Annotated in this window: 13 protein-coding genes and 1 pseudogene; 12 read left to right on the forward strand and 2 right to left on the reverse strand. The window is 52.9% G+C overall.

Going from position 1 to position 19365, the window contains the following annotated elements; translation table 11 throughout:
* Positions 1-102: 102 nt before the first annotated feature.
* Entirely contained in the window at positions 103-963 is an 861-nt protein-coding gene (locus V4U84_RS22160) for an MBL fold metallo-hydrolase (RefSeq protein ID WP_334077992.1), read from the forward strand.
* Positions 964-998: 35 nt separating this feature from the next.
* Here V4U84_RS22160 and V4U84_RS22165 read toward each other — a convergent pair whose 3' ends face one another.
* Positions 999-1922 carry a DMT family transporter gene (locus tag V4U84_RS22165; protein ID WP_334077993.1) on the reverse strand — a complete coding sequence of 308 codons (924 nt, stop codon included), beginning with the start codon at positions 1920-1922 and terminating at the stop codon, positions 999-1001.
* A gap of 98 nt (positions 1923-2020) precedes the next feature.
* On the opposite strand from V4U84_RS22165, the gene V4U84_RS22170 reads away from it, so the two are divergent.
* On the forward strand, positions 2021-2917 hold the full coding sequence (locus V4U84_RS22170) for a LysR family transcriptional regulator (RefSeq protein ID WP_334075471.1): 897 nt from the start codon (positions 2021-2023) through the stop codon (positions 2915-2917).
* A gap of 612 nt (positions 2918-3529) precedes the next feature.
* Here the strand turns inward: V4U84_RS22170 and V4U84_RS22175 are convergent.
* Positions 3530-4465: an ArsR/SmtB family transcription factor gene (locus V4U84_RS22175; RefSeq protein WP_334077994.1), complete on the reverse strand. Its 936-nt coding sequence runs from the start codon at positions 4463-4465 to the stop codon at positions 3530-3532.
* A 147-nt stretch (positions 4466-4612) separates the two neighbouring features.
* Here V4U84_RS22175 and V4U84_RS22180 point away from each other — a divergent pair, with 147 nt between their 5' ends.
* The 10 genes and pseudogenes from V4U84_RS22180 to V4U84_RS22225 all read left to right on the forward strand — a co-directional run bounded on the left by V4U84_RS22180 (position 4613) and on the right by V4U84_RS22225 (position 19078).
* Positions 4613-7366, forward strand: a complete 2754-nt coding sequence (locus tag V4U84_RS22180; RefSeq protein ID WP_334077995.1) for a glycoside hydrolase family 2 protein — start codon at positions 4613-4615, stop codon at positions 7364-7366.
* Positions 7367-7402: 36 nt separating this feature from the next.
* Complete coding sequence (locus V4U84_RS22185; RefSeq protein ID WP_334077996.1) at positions 7403-8371, forward strand: glycoside hydrolase family 43 protein; 969 nt, start codon at positions 7403-7405, stop codon at positions 8369-8371.
* A gap of 220 nt (positions 8372-8591) precedes the next feature.
* A complete protein-coding gene (locus V4U84_RS22190; RefSeq protein ID WP_334075475.1) occupies positions 8592-9530 on the forward strand; it encodes an ArsR/SmtB family transcription factor in 939 nt (312 codons plus the stop codon).
* Positions 9531-9813: 283 nt separating this feature from the next.
* A complete protein-coding gene (locus tag V4U84_RS22195; RefSeq protein ID WP_334075476.1) occupies positions 9814-11166 on the forward strand; it encodes an ABC transporter substrate-binding protein in 1353 nt (450 codons plus the stop codon).
* 79 nt (positions 11167-11245) lie between these two features.
* Positions 11246-12136 carry a carbohydrate ABC transporter permease gene (locus V4U84_RS22200; protein ID WP_334075477.1) on the forward strand — a complete coding sequence of 297 codons (891 nt, stop codon included), beginning with the start codon at positions 11246-11248 and terminating at the stop codon, positions 12134-12136.
* Positions 12136-12942: a carbohydrate ABC transporter permease gene (locus V4U84_RS22205; protein WP_334078000.1), complete on the forward strand. Its 807-nt coding sequence runs from the start codon at positions 12136-12138 to the stop codon at positions 12940-12942. The genes V4U84_RS22200 and V4U84_RS22205 overlap by 1 nt, the downstream gene beginning before the upstream one ends.
* Positions 12943-12991: 49 nt before the next feature.
* Positions 12992-14752, forward strand: a complete 1761-nt coding sequence (locus V4U84_RS22210; RefSeq protein WP_334077997.1) for a glycoside hydrolase family 2 protein — start codon at positions 12992-12994, stop codon at positions 14750-14752.
* 69 nt (positions 14753-14821) lie between these two features.
* Positions 14822-17347: a family 43 glycosylhydrolase gene (locus tag V4U84_RS22215; RefSeq protein WP_334075479.1), complete on the forward strand. Its 2526-nt coding sequence runs from the start codon at positions 14822-14824 to the stop codon at positions 17345-17347.
* Positions 17348-17483: 136 nt separating this feature from the next.
* Positions 17484-17957 (forward strand): annotated as a pseudogene (locus tag V4U84_RS22220) (aldose epimerase family protein); the annotation flags it as partial.
* 281 nt (positions 17958-18238) lie between these two features.
* Entirely contained in the window at positions 18239-19078 is an 840-nt protein-coding gene (locus tag V4U84_RS22225; protein WP_334075480.1) for a sugar phosphate isomerase/epimerase family protein, read from the forward strand.
* The last annotated feature ends 287 nt before the right edge of the window (positions 19079-19365 follow it).

Raw genomic sequence — 19365 nt, forward strand, 5'->3', positions numbered from 1 at the left:
ACGTCTTGTTTGTTTTAACGTGGGAACGGGGCGATTAGTTTCAGAACAATTAGGTTTTCGGGTAATACATACTAGTAAAACACAAATGGGAGGGTGAACGGTATGATACGACAAGGTAAAAAAGGCGCAGATCTCATTCGGGAAGTCGCGCAAACGGAGGTTCCGCACGGAACGCTCGCCATCTGGTTTCTGGGTCAGGAAAGCGTCATTATTAAAGGGGATGGCATTACCGTTTACGTTGACCCGTACGTCTCGGATTTTTTGGAGAAGCACCATGAAGCGGTGCGCACGTATCCGGCACCGATCACGCCGGAGGATATCGCGGGGGCGGACCTGTGTCTGATCACACATGAGCATGCGGACCATATGGATGAAGGGACTTTACCCGTTTTTCATGCGCAAAATAAGGAGGCGTTCATCCTCGCCCCGGCCTGCTGCAAAGAACTTCTCCTTGGGATGGGCATTGCGGAGAACAAGATCGTGGAGGCCGAGAACCGGAGAAGAGAGTTTTTCGGCAAAGTGGCCATTACGGGCATTCCGGCCGCTCACGAGCAATTGGATAAGGATGCCGCGGGAAAACACCGCTACACGGGCTATCTCATTGAGCTGAATGGCGTCAAATTGTACCATGCGGGAGATACGGTGATCTATCCGGAACTGATCGACCTGCTGAGTGAAGCCCGCCCGGATGTGGCTATGCTGCCGATTAACGGCGGGGATTATTTCCGCAGGGAAAGCGAACTGGTGGGGAACATGAACTACCGGGAGGCGGCGGAGCTGGCGGTGCGGATCGGCGCGGAGACCGTCATCCCGCTGCATTATGATGTGTTTGCGGCGAATTCGGAGAAACCCGGATATTTTGTGGACTACCTGTACGAACGCTATCCCGAGCAAAAAGTCCATGTCATGGCGCGGGGAGAGCGGTTTGTGTATGTGTCGGAGCGGGCTTTCCTGAAAGAGTAGAGCGAGCCCGGAACAGAAAAAGAAGGTACTGCTCCTCAAAATTGTTGAGGGAACAGTACCTTCTTTTCGTTATCCGGGAGCCGCCTCTGTTTCGCGTTCACGAGCAGAATGCTGGCGACGATGAGCGCCATTCCCGCGAGCAGATTCAGAGTCAATCGCTCGTTCAGGAACAGGACGCTGCAGACGATGGAGACGACCGGGATGAGGAACGTGAACGATCCGACCTTCGATGCTTCCCCCGAGCCGATCAGCTTGAAGTAGACGAGCCAGCCCAGTGCGATGACGAAGACGGAGATGAACAGCGTGTCAAAGAGAAACGCTCCGGTCCAGCGGATCTCCGACCAGCTCTCGACGGTCGAGCCGTACGCCGTCATGACGCCGCCGCCGATCAGGATCTGCATGGCGGTCATCCACAACGAGTCGACCTTGGCCGCCTGCCGCTTGATGTAGACGGTTCCGAGCGCCCAACTGAGCGCGGATGCCAAGGCGAGCGGGATGCCGATGAAAGAGATGCCTCCTTTAAATCCGCCGATGCTCATCACGGCCACACCGGCGAAACCGAGCAGCAGGCCGATCATTTTCCGGGCGTACATTCTCTCTCCCAGCCACATCCAGGCGAACAATCCGAGCAGCACCGGCTGCAGGAACACGATGGCCGAGAACAAGCCGGCGGGCATGTATTGAAGGCCAACGGTCTGGAAGCCGTAGTAGAAAACGATGCTGAGGAAGGCCGATATCAAATAATAAGGCCATGTTTCCCGAAGCCGAAGCTTCCTCCAGCGCGGCAGCGCGACGATGATAAGCAGAACCCCGCCGATTAGCGTCCGAAGGCCTGCGAACAGAAGCGGCGGCGTAAATTCCAGCGCATATTTGGATAACGGCCAGTTGATCCCCCACATCAGTATGAGGAAGGATAAATAAAATAGGGTTTGCTTGCGGGTTAGTGCAGCTTCTGACATAAGAGGTCTCTCCTTGTTAAAGGGTCAACCCGAATGATACACTATTTTTTAACATGATGAAAATGAATGTTTATTATAGGGGGCATACCATTCACGTTATGACAAACACGCAGATCCATCTTTTCGTCAAAATCGCGGAGACGGGAAGCTTTACGAAGGCGGGCCTTGAACTGAATATGACCCAGCCGGCGGTCAGCCGCGCGATCTCTGCGCTGGAATCGGAGCTGGACATTCCTCTGCTTCTGCGCGACCGCCGCAGCGGCGTGCAATTGACCGAGGCGGGCAAGCGGATTCTCGTGCTGTTCCGCGAGATTATTGGCGCGTTCGCCAAGGTGGATCAAGTCGTCGCCGACGAAAAGGGGCTCCAAGTCGGGACGATCCGGGTCGGGGCTTTTCCCGTGGCCGCCGCACACTTCCTTCCCCGGATTATCGGCGCCATCGCCAAGAAGCATCCGGGCATCGAGTTCGAACTGCACGAAGGAAACATCGACGAGTTGAGGAACTGGCTGGAGACGAAGCTGATTGACGTTGCGTTCCTGATTCCGCCGGATGGGGATTGGGATACGGTGCCTCTCTACCGGGAGAAAATGTTTGCGGTGCTGCGGGAGGATCATCCGCTTAGCGGGCTGCCCGTCATCCCCGTCAAACGGCTGTCTACGGAGCCGTTCATTACGTGCAAAGCCGGATACGAGCCGCCGCTCATCGACCTGTTCGAACGGGCGGATGCCTGCTTGCAATCAAAATACATCGTTCAGAGCGTCAGTATGGCTCTTAACATGGCGGAAGAAGGCCTCGGCTTTCCGATTCTGTCCGAGCTAGCGCTCAAGACGCTTCCGCCCCGGCTTGTGAAACGCGAGCTCGAACCGGAAGCTTATCGCGACATTCGGCTCGCGGTGCCTTCCATCGCTGAATCCTCCCACGCGGTCAAGCTGTTTATCCGGACCACGCTCGACTTGTTCCCGCCGGACGGTTTGCCGGTCCCGGACCAAATTTAAGAACCGAGACAGGACCAAAACGCCTGTCTGCCGCGGTGATTTTTTCGCGAAATAACGGCTGCTTCCTGATTATTGAGTATATCGGCACTGACGTTGCATCAAACCTGAAACTTTTCGCGAAAAAGCCGCTATTTCACAATCCCCCAGCCGAATTCGACAAAATAGCGCCGCAGCAGGCCCTTATTTTCTGCACGGCATGCAAACATGCAAATTGTTAATGCTGCGCTAGTGATCGGAGGCTTAAGCTGCGTTCGCCTTTGCGACCGGATTTGTACTGTAGGCTGAATTATTGATTTGCGTATAAGGCAGCGTTGTGAAGGGTTCTTATCACCCTATGCTCAACGCGAATTTATTATTTAAATTAACTGGAATTCCTCCTGTTAATTTGTTGCCTATGTGGCCGTGGAGGCACATTAGTTGGAAAACCTCCCGCTAATTCGCCTGAAATTGCCTATATCGGCGGTTGGGCCGCGAAATAGATGGAGCTTCTCCAGCTAAATCGGACCCTAGGCCCAAGAGCGGAAAATTAACGGGAGGTTTTCACGTTAAAAAGTTAGCTGCATGCCCGTTTGTAGTGCGCGTAGAGCAAAATAATGCGGACTCCTCCCGAATTTACGAATCCTCGCCACGCCGTATGAACTCCAGAACGATATCCTGCGGATGATCCCCAAATTGGCTCCCAAACAGATTAAGCCCCCGCTTATTGACCGCGTCTTCCTTTACTTCAAACCGAATGGAAATGGGCTGGTTATACGCCAAATGAAGCATTTCGATCGAGGTCCCGCCGGCAGGGACTCCGTTCACGAAACTCCCCTGATGACCGATGCGCCATTCCGTCAGCATCCCGTATTCGGTTCCGCTTTTCCAGCGTTCGGGGGTCAGCTTGCCTTTCCGGTCCCCGAAATCGGACGGACAGGTCCATGTACCGGCATCCAGTCCGTTTACCGTGACCGTAATATCCGAAGCCCAGTCCGAACGGAAGGAAGGAGCCTCGGAACACAGCTCGGCGCGAATGCGCAATTCATCGAGTTCGACGCCGGGAGGCAGCGGATTGGCGAAATAGTATTCGATATAACCGGACTCGGCAAACCATAGCAGCGCAGCGTCTATTCGTTCGGGCATATAAAATACCCGGGGGTCGTCCTGCGAGCCGATCAAGGTCCCGTCTTTGCCGGCCATGCCACAGGAGGGCTTCACGGAACAATGCGAATACATCCCGATCGGCATATGAATCGTCTCGACGGGATGAAGACCGTCGCCCGGCTTGGACGGAAGCTCCAACTGGATGGAACGGCAGGTGATGGAGCATATTTTTTCCCGGTTGGCTCCCTGGGTGGAGACGATCAGTTCGGCTTGCTCGAGGGTCTGCACATTGATGGAAATCGTCGGCTGTGCCACTCCCAAAGCTTCGGCCAATTGACTGACGCTCATAGGCTTCTCCCCCAGCGCTTCCAAAATGCGAACGCGAAGGTCTCCGGATAACGCCTTGGCTACGTCAAGAATTCGGGAAGCCGGGTAGCGGATGATTTCTTGCAAAGGTTCATTCATCTCAAAATTCCTCTTCTTATACAAAGATTTATTGAGCTAATTGTACAATGATGAGAGTGTATTGTAAAACTATAATAAACATTGTAAAAATCATATACAGGTGCTAAAATGGGCGCATAAACCTCTTGCGAAAGGTTGTGCATACTCATGAGTACCTCTTTGTTGAACGCGGATAACCTATTGATTCCTCGCCCGGAGTTTCCTCATCCGCATTGGCAGCGGCAGCAATGGCTGAATTTGAACGGTCCCTGGTCTTTTCGTTTTGATCCGAACGATGAGGGCGTCCAAGGGCAATGGAACACGGACAGAGAAGTTCCTTTTGACGCAGAGGTTCAGGTGCCATTTTCCTGGGCCAGTCCCCTGTCCGGAATCGGTAAGGATATCAAAGGAATCGGGTGGTATCGGCGCACTATCACTTGGAATCCCGGCGTTAACGGGTCGCGCCTGTTTTTACGCTTTGGAGCGGTGGATTATTTGTGCGACGTCTGGATTAACGGCTGCCATGTCGGAAGCCATCAAGGCGGTTATGGCTCGTTTGAGTTTGAAGTTACCGGCGTCTGGCAGATGGACGGCAGCAATACGATCATTGTGAGGGCGGAAGATCAGGATCATAGCTATCAGGCGCGCGGGAAGCAGGGGTATGGCGAAATCCGCGGCATTTGGCAGCCGGTTTGGCTGGAAGCCCGCCCGCAGACGTATCTCAAAGACGCCAAGTTCAGGACCTATATGGATGGACGGATTGAAGTAGCCGCAACCATCATGGCGGACCAGGCCGGTACAGCCGAGCTTGCGATGGACTTTGCGGATCATGCTGTTCGGCATACCTTAATGGCGGAACTTTCGGCCGGCGAGAATGAAGTGAACACCTGTTTTACCGTGAACGATCCTAAACTGTGGAGTCCGGAAACTCCGTATATTTATGAGGGAACGCTAAGGCTTAACGGCCCCTTTGGCCTTGATCAAGTCGCTACTTATTTCGGCATCCGGGAAATCGGGACGGCCGCCTTCGGCGACCGCGATTACCGCTGGATTACGCTGAACGGCAAGCCGGTTTATCTGAACGGTACACTGGATCAGTCTTATCACAAGACCGGTTATTTTACCTATCCGTCCGATGAGGAAATGCAGGATGAAATTTACCTGATGAAGCGGCTGGGACTCAATTTTGTAAGGATTCACATCAAGCCGGAAGAGCCGCGTAAGCTGTATTGGGCCGATAAGCTGGGGATTCTCGTGATGGAGGATATGCCTTGCTTCTGGGGGAACCCGGACGAAAAGGCGCGCCAAGCTTACGAGCACGAGGCGCTTGAGGTGATCGAGCGGGATTATAATCATCCGTCGATTTTTTCCTGGGTGATGTTCAATGAAACGTGGGGGCTCAAGACAGATCCCAAGGAAGCGGGAGTTACGGGAAATATCGGGCAGCAGAGCAGCTATTTGCCGGAAACCCAGGAATGGGTGCGCGAAAAATACCGCTGGGCAAAGCAGCTCGATCCGACCCGGATCGTCGAGGATAATTCGCCTTGCAATTATGATCATGTCGAGACCGATATCAATACATGGCATTTCTATATCAACGGATATGACCAGGTCCGCGCCCATTTGGACGACGTCGTCGGCAAAACCTATCCGGGCTCGCCCTTCAATTGCATCGGCGAAAATGTCCAATCCGACGCGCCGCTGATGAACAGCGAGTGCGGCAATGTATGGGGTATCGAAGGCGGTGCGGGCGACAGCGACCTGGCCTGGCATTACCGCTACATGATGAATGAATTTCGCAAGCACGACAAGCTGTGCGGGTTTGTGTTTACCGAATTCCGCGACGTGACGAACGAATTCAACGGTTATTACCGTCTCGATGGAACGGGAAAAGACTTTGGCTATGACGCCTTTGTGCCCGGCATGACGATGGCCGATCTGCATTCTCCGGATTTCATCGTGCTCGACGCGCCTCCGTGCCGAACGATTTCCGCGTGTGAACAGGCTGTTGTTCCCATGCTGCGTTCGAGCTTCAGCGACCGGTATCATGGACAAAAGCTGATGTTGAAATGGGAGCTGTGGCATGATCATCTGGGCGTTCGCACCGTGGGGGACAGCGGTCTTTTACAGGTCGATTGGGAGGGCTACGGCGTTGCACCGCTTTCCGCGCTGTCTCTGACGATGCCTGACCGGGATGCGGTAGCCGTGCTTGCGGTATCCCTGATGGATGAAGCGGGACGAACGATTACGCGGAACTTTATCGCGTTCGACGTAAGAAGCGGCGAGGCCGGCGGATACGCAGCGGGAGGCGGTGTCATTCAAATCCCGGTAGGCTCTTACGCGGAGCAGACGTTTCAGCATCAGTGGACCTCGATTCAAGGCACGAAAGTGAGCGGTGCGGGGAAGGGCCGTTTTATTTATGACGTAGCACTGCCCGGTATAGCGGAGCAGACCGCCATTTACGATATAGAAATAGTATTCGAAGCCGGCGCGAAGCGGGTATTGGCCCGGAATATCGAAGGTTCGATCGATACCGACATGGGAATTGGCGCGATGCATGGCGCCGACGCGAAGGTGGAATATAACCCCAACACCTATTACATGACTGATGAGGAAAAGCATCCTTCCCGCCTAAACGTGCTGATCGACGGCGAGGAGATCGGCTCCCTTGTTCTGCCGGACGATCCGGCGGACAGCCGCGGCGTATTGTCTTGGCATTACCAGCCGGTCGCGAACAAACTGGATGAAGCCGGATCGTACGGCTATCTTTGCAGGTTGAGCGTCCCGGTGCAATTGACGGCCAGGCTGAACCGCAGCCGTACTTTCCGCTTGGAATTGCAGGCAGAGGAAGGCGGCGTGGCCTTGTACGGCCGCAATGCCGGGCGTTATCCGCTGGATCTGCTGATCCGGTACAACGGATAGGCTTGATTCATAGCATGGGGACAAAGGAGGCTGGCCATGAGCCGGAATTCATTCAGCAACCCGATTTTGCAGAACGGGGCCGATCCATGGATTATTAAGCGGGAAGACGGCATTTATTATATAACGGTTACCCTGGGGGACCGCATCGCGCTTTGGCATGGCAAAACCATGACAGAACTGGGAAGCGCTGCTCCAAAAACCATCTGGATGCCTGAGGCGCCGGGGCCTTATTCTCATCACTTATGGGCGCCTGAATTACATTGTATCGAAGGCAGCTGGTATATCTACTATACGGCGAACGACGGCGGCGGGGGAGACGAGACCAGGAGAGTATGCGTGCTTCAGCTTAAAGGCGACGATCCCCTGAACGACGAGTGGATATTTAAAGGCGCCGTCAATACGGAATATCCGGGCCTGGATGGAACGATATTGCCGCACCGGGGCGAGTTGTATTTCTTTTATTCCGGCTATGGCCATTTTCCGGATTACGGATCGGCCATTTATGCCGCCCGCATGGTTAATCCCTGGACATTGAGGGGACCTAACGTGCTTATAACGGCACCGACGGAACCATGGGAGAAGCAAGGCGGGATGGCCATTAACGAAGGACCGTCGTTTTTGCGGAGAAACGGGCGGATATATCTCGTTTTTTCAGCAAGCGCGACCTGGTCCGACGATTACTGTCTGGGCATGACGATGATATCGGAAGCCGAGGATCTTCTGGATGCCGGGTCATGGATCAAGCTTGGCGGCCCTGTCTTTGCCAAGAACCCGGAAGCGCGGGTTTACGCACCCGGGCACAACAGTTTTACCGTTTCGCCGGATGGTTCGGAAGATTGGCTGGTTTACCATGCCTATTCCTATTCGGAGGCGGAACGGGACCGTTCGGCGGGTAGCCCGCGCAGCACGCGGATCCAAAAGTTTGGCTGGAAAGAGAACGGGGAGCCGGATTTGGGCGTTCCGTTGGCAACGGAGACGGCAATACCTTTACCCTCGGGAGAATAATTTATCCGCAGAAGCATGCGGACTATGATCGAATAGGCATATATACTTTAAAAACCGGCACGATAGATGCCGGTTTTTATGTTTTCATAAGCAATACAAGCTATACGAGCAGCAAAATCCCCAATATAATTAATATTATTGCTTTAATACAGCTTTTTGTAGTAAAGTACATTAGAGATTGTTTATGTAAAATTCTTGTAAAATCTGCGGGAGGATTCTTATGTTGGAAGTCGGTATCCACGAAGCTGATAAACTGGTTCAGGTTGCCCATGCCCTATCCACGCGATCCAGGGTCGATATTCTTCGTCTGCTGAATACGCGGAGCATGAATGTTATTGAACTTGCCGAGGCGCTGCAGCTTCCGGTTTCCACGGTCGCCAACAACGTTAAGATACTCGAAGCGGCCAAACTCATCAATACGGAGCTGCTTCCGGCCGTACGCGGGGCGATGAAGGTCTGCAGCCGGAATTATGATGATATATTGATTACGCTAAACTCAAGCGTTCGTTCTACCAAGGACGGAATGAAGTTTTATGAGGTGGAGATGCCGATCGGGCATTATAGCGATTGTGAAGTTCACCCGACATGCGGCATGGCTACCCATGAGGGAATGCTGGTCAGGGAGGACGAACCGGCCAGCTTTTATCACCCGAAGCATGTGGGCGCGCAAATTATCTGGTTCCGCAAAGGGTATGTGGAATATCTGCTCCCTTTGGAGATTCCCCAGAATGCGACGATTCAATCGATCGAGCTTTCTATGGAGATGTGTTCGGAAGCGCCGAATTATGACAATGATTGGCCTTCGGATATTTCGGTGTGGGTCAACGGAGTTGAGATCGGAATGTGGACCAGTCCCGGTGATTTCGGCGACCGGCGGGGCGTGCTGAATCCGACATGGTGGCTGGATTGGACGACGCAATACGGGTTGTTGAAAACTTGGCGTATCGATCATGAACGAACGACGCTGGATATGCAAAAAGTGTCCGAGGTGACAATAAACGATTTGCAATTGAATCAGCGCCCCAGCCTGAGGTTGCGGATCGGAGTCAAGTCGGATGCGGTGCACAAGGGCGGCGTTAACCTTTTCGGCAAACAATTCGGGGATTACGATCAGGATATTGTCATGCGGGTAACTTATACTCAGGAAGAAGCGGAATAAAGAACCATCATTTCTTAGGGGGATGATGGTTCTTTATTTTTGTAACGATAGGGCTGGGCTGGTCAGAGTTTGTCTGAATATTATAAGTTAAAACTTAGGGTAGCAATATTTATTACAGTATATTTGTAACAAACGGTTAATAATATAAAATATTACACAAAAATAGTTTGAAACCGTTGACAATCCGTTGATATAGCATTATATTAGCTTAAAAGGTACAAAAATTATGTAATAAAACAATAATAATGTTTTGTGCCGATCAAATGTCAAAGGGGAGGTCAATATGAAAAAAAGTTTTGGGATTGTGCTCGCCTTATTGCTCTCATTGTCCTTAGTATTAAGCGGATGCGGCGGCGGCAACAGCGGCAATTCGGGTAAAAACGATGGAACAGGCACTACGAATGAAGGAAGTGCCGATCAAAAAAATGGAAGCGCTTCAGATGCCGGCGGAGAGAAAGTCACCTTATCGTTCTGGACATTGTTCGCAGGCGGGGACGGCGACAATATGCAGGCGATGATCGACGCCTTCAACAAGGAGCATCCGGACATTCAAGTCAAGAATACAAAGCTCGAGTGGGGAGAGTATTACACGAAGCTGATTACCGCAGTCGGTAACGGCAATGGTCCCGACGTCGGAATCTCCCATATTTCCCGTTTGCCCGATCTGATCAACCAGGGAGTTGTCTCGGAGTTGGACGACGTGGCCGAAGAGGCCGGCGTGGACTGGGCAAGCTTTAATCAGAATATTCTGGATGCTTCGATTGTAGACGGAGCGCACTATGCGGTGCCGATCGATACGCATCCGTTCATCATGTATTACAACAAGAAACTGCTGAAGGAAGCGGGCCTGCTCGACGGCGAAGGCAAGCCGATTCTGGAGCAGTCGGCCGACGGGTTCGTCAAATTCCTGACTACACTAAAAGACAAGCTGCCGCAAAAGGTGACACCGTTTGCCCTGTCGAACACGAACGACGATCCGTTCCGCTTGTGGTGGGCGCTTTATTCCCAGCTGGGAGGCAATGACGTAGTTTCCGACGATCTGAATTCGGCGCAAATCGATACGGACAAAGCGGTTCAAGCCGCCCAGTATATTCAGGACTTGTACCACAAATATAAAGTGATTAAATTGAACGACCCCGATTTCTACAAAAATTTCCAAAGCGGCACGGCAGCGATCATGATGACCGGAGTTTGGGCGACAGGTACTTGGGAATCGACGAAAGGGCTTGAATTCGGAGCGATGCCGATTCCGAAAGTGTTCGATCAGGAAGCAACCTGGGGCGATGCGCACACCGTTATTCTTCCGGTAACGAAGAAGGAAGATCCGGCGAAGCGGAAGGCGGCGATTACTTTCGCTAACTGGCTGGCCGACAACGGTCAGGTATGGGCGAAGGCGGGGCATATTCCATCCAAGCCGTCCGTTTTTGAAAAACAGGAATTCAAAGATCTCCCGTACCGCAGCGATTATGTTTCCGTAGCTTCCACCGTTAAATTCAGCAAGCCGTCTACGAAGAACTGGCAAATCCGCGACTTGGCCATGTTTAAATACTTGAACGAAGTATGGGCGAACAAAATGAGCCCGGCGGACGGTATTGCCAAAATGTCGGATGAAGTACAGAAGATATTAAACGAATAGCGGATCAAGGCAATGAATTCGGCGGACTTTGCGGCATGGGCCGTAGAGTCTGCCGGTCATATGGGGAGGTACGGCACTTATGAAAATGAACAAATTGAGAGCGGACGTGCAGGCATTCCTGTTCCTGCTCCCCTTCTTGGTCGTTTATTTCCTGTTTACTATCTGGCCGATGATCAAGGGCGTGGAGATGAGCTTCTATAAATGGACGCTTATCAAAAAGATGAAGTATGTTGGGCTCGGCAACTACGAGCGGATGTTTCAAGACCACGATTTTTGGGCATCCATCTGGCATTCCACGATTTTTGTCATCATCACAACGCCGCTTATGATCGTTTTGGCCATTATTCTGGCGCTCATCGCCAACCGTAATTCCAGGCTGCAAAGATTCTACCGCAGCGTGTTTTTTATTCCGAGCATTCTGTCCGTGGCGGTTGCCTCTTTTCTGGGATTGTTCGTGTTTCAGCCTTATACGGGACTTGTCAACTCTTTGCTTCATTTAGTGAAGCTGCTTCCCGAAGGTTCGGAGATCTTTTGGCTGACGGAAACGAATCTGGCCTGGATCGCCATCTCGCTATTAACGTTATGGTGGACGGTCGGCTTTAACTTTATTTTGTACTTATCGGCGATGCAGGACGTGCCGGACGAAGTCTATGAAGCGGCGCGTTTGGACGGGGCGACCGATGCCCAACTGTTTTGGAAGATCACGCTGCCGCTGTTAAGCCCGATTACGAAAACGATCACGATGCTGCAAATCATAGCTTCATTTAAAGTGTTCATGCAGATCTATGTCATGACCGGCGGGGGACCTCTGGATCAGACGCGTCCCGTCATCCAGCTGATTTGGCAAACGGGCTTCCGCAAAAACGATCTGGGGTACGCGTCCACCATGTCCTATATGCTGTTCGCCATTCTTCTAGTGTTGTCCGGGCTGCAATATTGGATCAATAACCGGAAGGGGGCGAACCAGTGATGAAATGGTTTTACCGGATTTTTTCCATGTTTATGGCTCTGTTGTTTGCTTTTCCGCTTGTCTGGATGCTTGTGGTTTCGGTGAAAAAAGAAGGCATGAAAATCACTTCCGTCGTGGACTGGTTTACGCCGCCTTATTCCTTCGCGGTCTATCATGAAATCATCACCGACACCAAACTGATCCAGTGGTCCTGGAACAGCTTTCTTATCGCCGTATGCGTGACCCTGTTGACCCTGGTCATCGCTGCGATGGCGGGGTTTGCGATGTCCAAGGTTCCGTTCCGGTATAGGGCGTTTATGTTTTTCTTCATTTTGGCCGGGCTGCTTATTCCGGGGGAAGCGATTCTCATTCCGCTGTACCAGGTCGCCAAAGATTTGGGGATTTTGAATTCTTACATGGGTCTGATCTTCCCGGCTCTGGCATCGCCCTTCGCGATCATCGTGTTGAAAAGCTTCTTCGACGGAATTCCGAACGACCTGCTGGAGAGCGTTCAGATCGACGGCGGGGGCATTTGGCGGATCTTCGTAAACATCATGCTTCCGCTCACCCGTCCCGCGCTTGTCTCGATCGCGATTCTGACGTTTATCGGCTCCTGGAACAATTTCCTCTGGCCATTCCTGTCGGTGACCGACGACAACCTGTTCACGCTGCCGATGGGGATTCCTACTTTAATGAATCAGTACACGGAAGATTATGTGAAGCCGATGGTTATCAATACCGTAGCTTCATTGCCGATCATGCTGCTGTTCCTGATTTTCGAGCGTCAGATCATTAAGGGAGTCAGCCTTTCGGGAATTAAAGGATGAGCGAAATGGCACTAAGATATAACTACTGGATAAAGAAGGAGTAGAAACAATGGCTGACCAACTAGTACGCAATGAATATCCCCGGCCGCAATTTGTACGGGAAGCATGGATAAGTTTGAACGGGGAGTGGGATTTCGACTACGATGATAACGGAACGGGCGAGCGGGAAGCATGGTACGAAAATCATGATTTCGCCAGCAAAATCATCGTTCCGTTCTGTTATCAAAGCAAGTTAAGCGGAATAGGCGATACGGGATTCCATGATATAGTTTGGTATCGGAAAGTGTTTTCCGTACCTGATGCCTATAGAAAAGGCAGGCTGCTGCTTCATTTCGGTGCCGTCGACTATGAGGCGAAGATCTGGGTGAACGGAAAGCTGGTAGCGCTGCATGAGGGCGGGCATACCCCGTTTCATGCCGACATTACGGATGTCCTTACCGAAGGCGATAATACCGTCATAGTGAAAGCGACCGATTATAGCCGGGATGTGACGCTGCCGAGGGGCAAACAGTTCTGGGAAGAAAAATCCGCGGGAATTTTCTATACGCGCACGACCGGCATCTGGCAAAGCGTATGGCTTGAGCCGGTTCCGGAAACGTATATCCGGCGAATCCGCCTGACTCCCGACATCGACGAAAACAATATAGCGTTGGATGTTTTTCTGTCCGGCTATCGCCCGGGCGCGCTGGTCAACGTAAAAGCCACTATTACGTTCAAAGGTGAATTTGTGGCGGAAGATATGTTCTCGCTGAAGCATGAGTCGGCCAGCCGGCACATTCATCTTGAAGATTTCAACGACCATGGGCTGGGACGCTGGTGGACGCCGGAAAAACCGAATTTATACGATCTGGAATTGACCTTGAGCGTGGATGGCGTGGTTGCTGATAATGTAAAAAGCTATTTCGGCATGCGGAAAATATCCATTGAGGACGGGAAGCTGCTGCTGAATAACCGGTCCTATTTCATGAAAATGGTGCTGGACCAGGGTTATTTCCCGGAGGGTATACTGACCGCCCCGAGCGATGACGATCTGCGTAGAGACGTAGAATTGACGAAGGAAATGGGCTTCAACGGCGCGCGCAAGCATCAAAAAATCGAGGATCCCCGCTACTTGTATTGGGCGGATCGCCTGGGCTTGCTGGTTTGGGGCGAAATGGCCAACGCATACCAGTTTTCCGAGCCTTACGTGGCACGGATGACGCAGGAGTGGATTCAGGCCGTGGAGCGGGATTACAATCATCCGTGCATCGTGGCCTGGGTTCCGCTCAATGAGAGCTGGGGCGTGCCCAACATTCTGGTCGACAAGCAGCAACAGCAGCATGCTTTGGCGGTCTACCATATGACCAAATCGCTCGACCCGACGCGTCCCGTCATCTCCAATGACGGCTGGGAGCTGGTCAGCACGGATTTGGTGACCGTCCATGATTATGAATGGCGGCGCGAGGTGCTGACGGAGCGCTATGCAACCAAAGATGCGGCGCTGAGTGCGCAGCCGGGTAACCGTTGGATTCTGGTCCCCGGCTTCCCCTATGCGGGACAGCCGATACTCGTCACGGAATTTGGAGGGATCTCCTTCAAGAAGAATGAGTGGGAAGGATGGGGTTACTCCGGGGCGGAAAATGAGGAGGATTTCGCGGAGCGGTTGAGGAACGTCGTAGAGCCGATGCGGCAATCTCCGGTCATTCAAGGATTCTGTTACACCCAATTCAGCGATGTCGAGCAAGAGATCAACGGCTTGTTGACGTATGACCGGAAGCCGAAGCTTCCGCTGGAGACGATCCGCGCGATCGTGGAGGGAACCCGAAAATAATTTGAAAACGGTAGATGACGTTACCCAACGATTCTGCCGTTTTTTCTTGAGAGGAAGGAGAGAAATGCCATGCGCTTTGGAAAGTGGCTGGGAATCATGATGCTGCTGCTGGTAGCAGGGGCTTGCTCTTCGGTGGAGCCGGAGCCGCTCCGGACATGGAGCAATCCCGTGGCATTGCCGGATGAATGGGAAGAGTACGGGCTGGGAGATCCCTTTATTTTTGCGTTCAACGGCTATTATTACTTGTACGTAAGCACGCGGGATACGGATGCCGGCATCAAAGTGTGGAGCTCGCCGAATTTGGTGGACTGGACTTATCGCGGACTATGCACGGAGGATCCCGTTACAACTGCCGCGTATGCGCCCGAAGTCCGCTACTGGAACGGAAAATTTTACATGTACACTTCTCCGGCCGGGAACGGCCACTATGTGCTGGAAAGCGACTCGCCTGTCGGGCCTTTCCGGGTGGCGACGGACAATTTCGGAAGGACGATCGATGCCTCGACTTTTGTGGACGATGACGGGACCTGGTACTTCTATTACGCCGGAACCGGCGGCATTGATGCCGCCCCGATGGATTCTCCGCTGTCCGTAACGGCTTCGGGCTCGCCTACTGGAGCCTATATGGGCGGCTGGACCGAAGGGCCGACAGTATTCAAAAGAAACGGCTTGTACTACATGACCTATACCGGGAATCATGTCTTCAGCAACGGTTACCGGATCGATGCTGCGGTCAGCGAATCGCCCCTGGGTCCATTCGAGCCGTTTGAAGGGAACCCCGTCCTGATCCGGACGGAAGGGAAAACGGTCGGTCTGGGCCATAATTCGCTCGTCACCGGCCCGGATCTCGATTCCATGTATATGATTTATCATAATCTGGAAGGCCCTGGCGTTGTGGGGCCGCTCCGCCATATGAACATGGACCGGCTCTTCTGGAACGGGGATAGATTCGCTGTGGCCGGACCGACGGATACGCCGCAGCCTGCTCCGGCTTTGCCTGTATTTGCCGACCGGTTTGAGCGGGATATCCTCGGGAAATCGTGGCTTAAGTCCGGGAAAGGCGAATGGTCGGTTGATGCCAAAAAGGGTGCTGGCGTACGGGCGGCGAATGCGGCTGGCATAGCTATGCTAAGAACGAAATCCGAGACGGAGCCGGGGTATACGGCGGAGTTCTACGTTCGCTCGGAGAGCGAAGCGAAGGCGGAGTCGAGGGTCGGGGCTGTGTTCTCGTATCGGGATAAACAAAACTACGGGACGGTATGGCTGATTCCCGAGGCGGGAGTGATGGAGCTGACCGAACGGTCCGGCGGGAGAGAGCGTGTTCTCGGCTCGGCGGCTTTGCCTGCGGACTTCGATTACAGCCAGTGGCATAAAATCCGGATCGAGCATGCTGCCGCCGGGAAAGCCGGGAACACCGGGAATGCCCATATCCGTGTATATATCGATGAAATGCAGAAGTTTGCCGGCCCGGCTTCGACAGGCGGAGGGGCCATTGGGTACGCTGCCGCAGGTCTGGATGGGCGGTTCGGTTATGTCGCATACAGCAATGATGTCAACGGCAGCAGTGACGGTCGTGTTCATCAGCCGCTCCCGGGCCAGGTGCAGGCAGTCCACTTTGAGGAAGGCAAGGAGGGCAAAGCCTATCATGCCGTGAGCAAAGCGAATGCCGATGGGAAGCCCGCTTACCGCCCCGGAACCTTGAGCATGAAGAGCGGGGGGGACGGCGGGTATGTACTGTCCGGGCTCCGGACGGGGGAATGGGCGAACTATTTGATGAACGTAAATGAATCCGGGCAATATTCGATTCACTTCCGGATCCGGCCTTTAACGGAGAGCGTGGCCTTCAGGCTGGTCGATCAGGATGGAGAAGAGATAGCGGCGTTCTCAGCGGCTCGGGAGAAGGCGGGAGAATGGCAGACCATATCGGTTTCGGGAATTGACTTGCCGGCGGGGCGGCAACGTTGGAAGCTCGAGGTTACGGCGGGGACTGTGGACCTCGACTGGTTCCGGGTTGCGCGTTACCAGCCCGTCGAGAAATGGGAGGACAACTTTGACGACGGCAATGATTTTGGCTGGACGCGGTTTGAAGGTATGTGGTCCGTGAAGGACGGGGAATTGCGGGCATCTTCGGTATCACCGGCCAAATCTTTGGCCGGTGAACCCGGCTGGTCCGATTATACGGTGGAGGCCCATCTGCAGAGGATGGAGAACACGGGCCGCGCCGGGATTCTCGTTCGCGCCTCGGAGCCCGCAAATGGGCTGGATCAGAATCAAAACCGGAATGACTTTGTCCGCGGGTATTATATTTATGCCGATGCCGAAGGCTTGCATCTCGACAAAATCAACTATGGAACAACGCGCTTAAAAAGCGTCCCGCTTCCGGCCGAGGCCGCTTCCGTTTCCGGGGACGGCAAGCTTCAACTAAAGGTGTCCGTGCGGGGCGCGATGATAGAGGTTTATGCAGGAAATTCAAACCAACCCGTGTTTTCTTATACCGATCGCAGTGCCACGCCGTTTCTGCAGGGACGGATCGGACTGCAGAGTGCGGATGTCGCAGTCCGCATTGATTGGATCGGAGCGGAACCGTTACATTAAAGGCGGAGAAACTTTGTCGGAACCAGGGAGGATACAAATGAACGAACATGACAGAAGAAGAGGGGCCACCTCATCAGCGAAGTGAATCAAACCGAAGTACCTTACGGAACTTTGGCAATTTGGTTTCTCGGTCAGGATATCCGTCGCCGTTTCTGTAGACGAACGGTATGAGTCGTACCGGTATTTTCCGTACAAATATAAGGTTCGGCTTCGCTATGGCCTGAGTGCGCACGGGCTTTCCCAACAGGTTATGGTGGTGAATGAAGGCAGCGAGAAGATGCCGTGCTTACTGGCCTTCCACACCTCGGTCAACGCCCCGTTCGCGTCCGGGAGCCGGGGGAAGGATTACCGCTTGAAGCTGACGGTGGGAGAGCGCTGGGAGTTGAATGAACGCATGCTGCCTACCGGCAAGTTTCAGCCGTTGACCGACCAGGAGTTGCTGAAGCAAGGCGAAGGCGTCTATCCTTTCTTCGAGAGCATGGACAATCATTACACCGCCGCGGCCCAAAACGGCCGGAACCGGATGGAACTTACCGATCTGGACAGGAAGATTACGCTTGTCTATGATGCGGGGACGTCCTATAAGCAGTGGATGATTTGGAACAATGGGTTTCTAAGGCATTATACGTAAAAGCACATCCGGAACAGTTGGACCGGATGTGCTTTTTTGGCATCGAACTAAAGTTCCCCCATCCTAAAGACCCGCCAAGGAATTCCCTGGCGTCGTGGCGCTTTCAAATGTCAGTTTTTGTCTTTAAAAGGGAATTTCAAGCGTTGATAAATAATTTTGTGTAGTAAAGTTAAGAAGTACATTATACTATAGGATTCAAATAGGGTGATGGTTGCTTATAGATACTCGAAGATTGCCTGAGCTTTAAGGAGGGAACAGTTATGCTAAGAGGAGTGACGAATGCAGGCCTTGGCGCCGTCGGAAGTCCTGTACGCTTAATCGAGCTGGCGTCCGCGGGCGGATTTCAGGCCGTGGATGTCGGGGCCAAGGAATTGATTGACCGGCTCGGAGCAGTTGGTGCAAGAGAGAAGCTGGCTGAGCACGGGGTTGTTATCGGTTCTATCGGATTGCCGGTAGAATGGCGGGCAGGCGAGGAAGAATTTCGCTCCGGCCTGACCGCATTAACGGAAGAGGCAGCGGCGGCGGGAGTTCTTGGATGCACACGCTGCTGCACCTACATTTTGCCGTCGACGGACATGAAACCGGCGCATTTTACGGCGCTTGCTACGCGGCGCCTGCGGATCTGCTCGCAAATTCTCGGGGCTTACGGAATACGGCTCGGACTTGAATTCGTCGGTCCGCATCATTTGCGAACCGCCTGGAAATATCCGTTCATTTGGACGATGGAGGAGACGCTGGATTGGATCGGCGCGATAGGAGAACCGAACGTCGGCTTGCTGCTGGATGCTTATCACTGGTACACGAACAGCGGGACCATCGCGGAGATTGAGTCTTTGGAGGCGTCTCAAATTGTCCATGTGCATTTGAATGATGCTCCTGATGTGCCTGTAGAGGCTGTAATGGATAACGATCGTCTTTACCCTGGGGAAGGCGTGATCGATCTGACTGGGTTTTTGCGCGCATTGCAGCGTATCGGTTATGACGGTATCGTGTCGCAGGAAATCCTTACACCGTCCATGCCAATGGAGAAGCCGGAGCGGTTGATTCAGCGCTCCAAGGCGGGTTTCGACCGCGTATTTGCAACTGCCGGACTCCAATAGATGGAAAATGGGAAGTTGATTTCTTACTTTCAACGGACAGCAAGAAGCATTACACAGTCTGGATTGATAATATTACGCTGGAGCCTTACAGTAATCCTTCAGTTGAAGAATGAGTCAGGGTGAATCCTAGTTAAATGGGAAAAATCTCGATTCAGTAATGTTAAATATTTCATGGCGCCAAATTGTCACGCGCAACGCTTTATGTTACAGTAGAACTATCTTAAGCGAACGGAGGGTTCCTCGTGATTAATATTAAATTCCGTTTTTCCACTTTGCGCGGCTAACTG

The organism is Paenibacillus sanfengchensis, assembly GCF_036864765.1.
GTDB classification, from domain to species: domain Bacteria; phylum Bacillota; class Bacilli; order Paenibacillales; family Paenibacillaceae; genus Fontibacillus; species Fontibacillus sanfengchensis.

Bases quoted from the DNA above. Each gene is read 5' to 3' on its own strand.
- V4U84_RS22160 (WP_334077992.1), top strand. From the start codon at position 103: ATGATACGACAAGGTAAAAAAGGCGCAGATCTCATTCGGGAAGTCGCG.
- V4U84_RS22165 (WP_334077993.1), bottom strand. From the start codon at position 1,922: ATGTCAGAAGCTGCACTAACCCGCAAGCAAACCCTATTTTATTTATCC.
- V4U84_RS22170 (WP_334075471.1), top strand. From the start codon at position 2,021: ATGACAAACACGCAGATCCATCTTTTCGTCAAAATCGCGGAGACGGGA.
- V4U84_RS22175 (WP_334077994.1), bottom strand. From the start codon at position 4,465: ATGAATGAACCTTTGCAAGAAATCATCCGCTACCCGGCTTCCCGAATT.
- V4U84_RS22180 (WP_334077995.1), top strand. From the start codon at position 4,613: ATGAGTACCTCTTTGTTGAACGCGGATAACCTATTGATTCCTCGCCCG.
- V4U84_RS22185 (WP_334077996.1), top strand. From the start codon at position 7,403: ATGAGCCGGAATTCATTCAGCAACCCGATTTTGCAGAACGGGGCCGAT.
- V4U84_RS22190 (WP_334075475.1), top strand. From the start codon at position 8,592: ATGTTGGAAGTCGGTATCCACGAAGCTGATAAACTGGTTCAGGTTGCC.
- V4U84_RS22195 (WP_334075476.1), top strand. From the start codon at position 9,814: ATGAAAAAAAGTTTTGGGATTGTGCTCGCCTTATTGCTCTCATTGTCC.
- V4U84_RS22200 (WP_334075477.1), top strand. From the start codon at position 11,246: ATGAAAATGAACAAATTGAGAGCGGACGTGCAGGCATTCCTGTTCCTG.
- V4U84_RS22205 (WP_334078000.1), top strand. From the start codon at position 12,136: ATGAAATGGTTTTACCGGATTTTTTCCATGTTTATGGCTCTGTTGTTT.
- V4U84_RS22210 (WP_334077997.1), top strand. From the start codon at position 12,992: ATGGCTGACCAACTAGTACGCAATGAATATCCCCGGCCGCAATTTGTA.
- V4U84_RS22215 (WP_334075479.1), top strand. From the start codon at position 14,822: ATGCGCTTTGGAAAGTGGCTGGGAATCATGATGCTGCTGCTGGTAGCA.
- V4U84_RS22225 (WP_334075480.1), top strand. From the start codon at position 18,239: ATGCTAAGAGGAGTGACGAATGCAGGCCTTGGCGCCGTCGGAAGTCCT.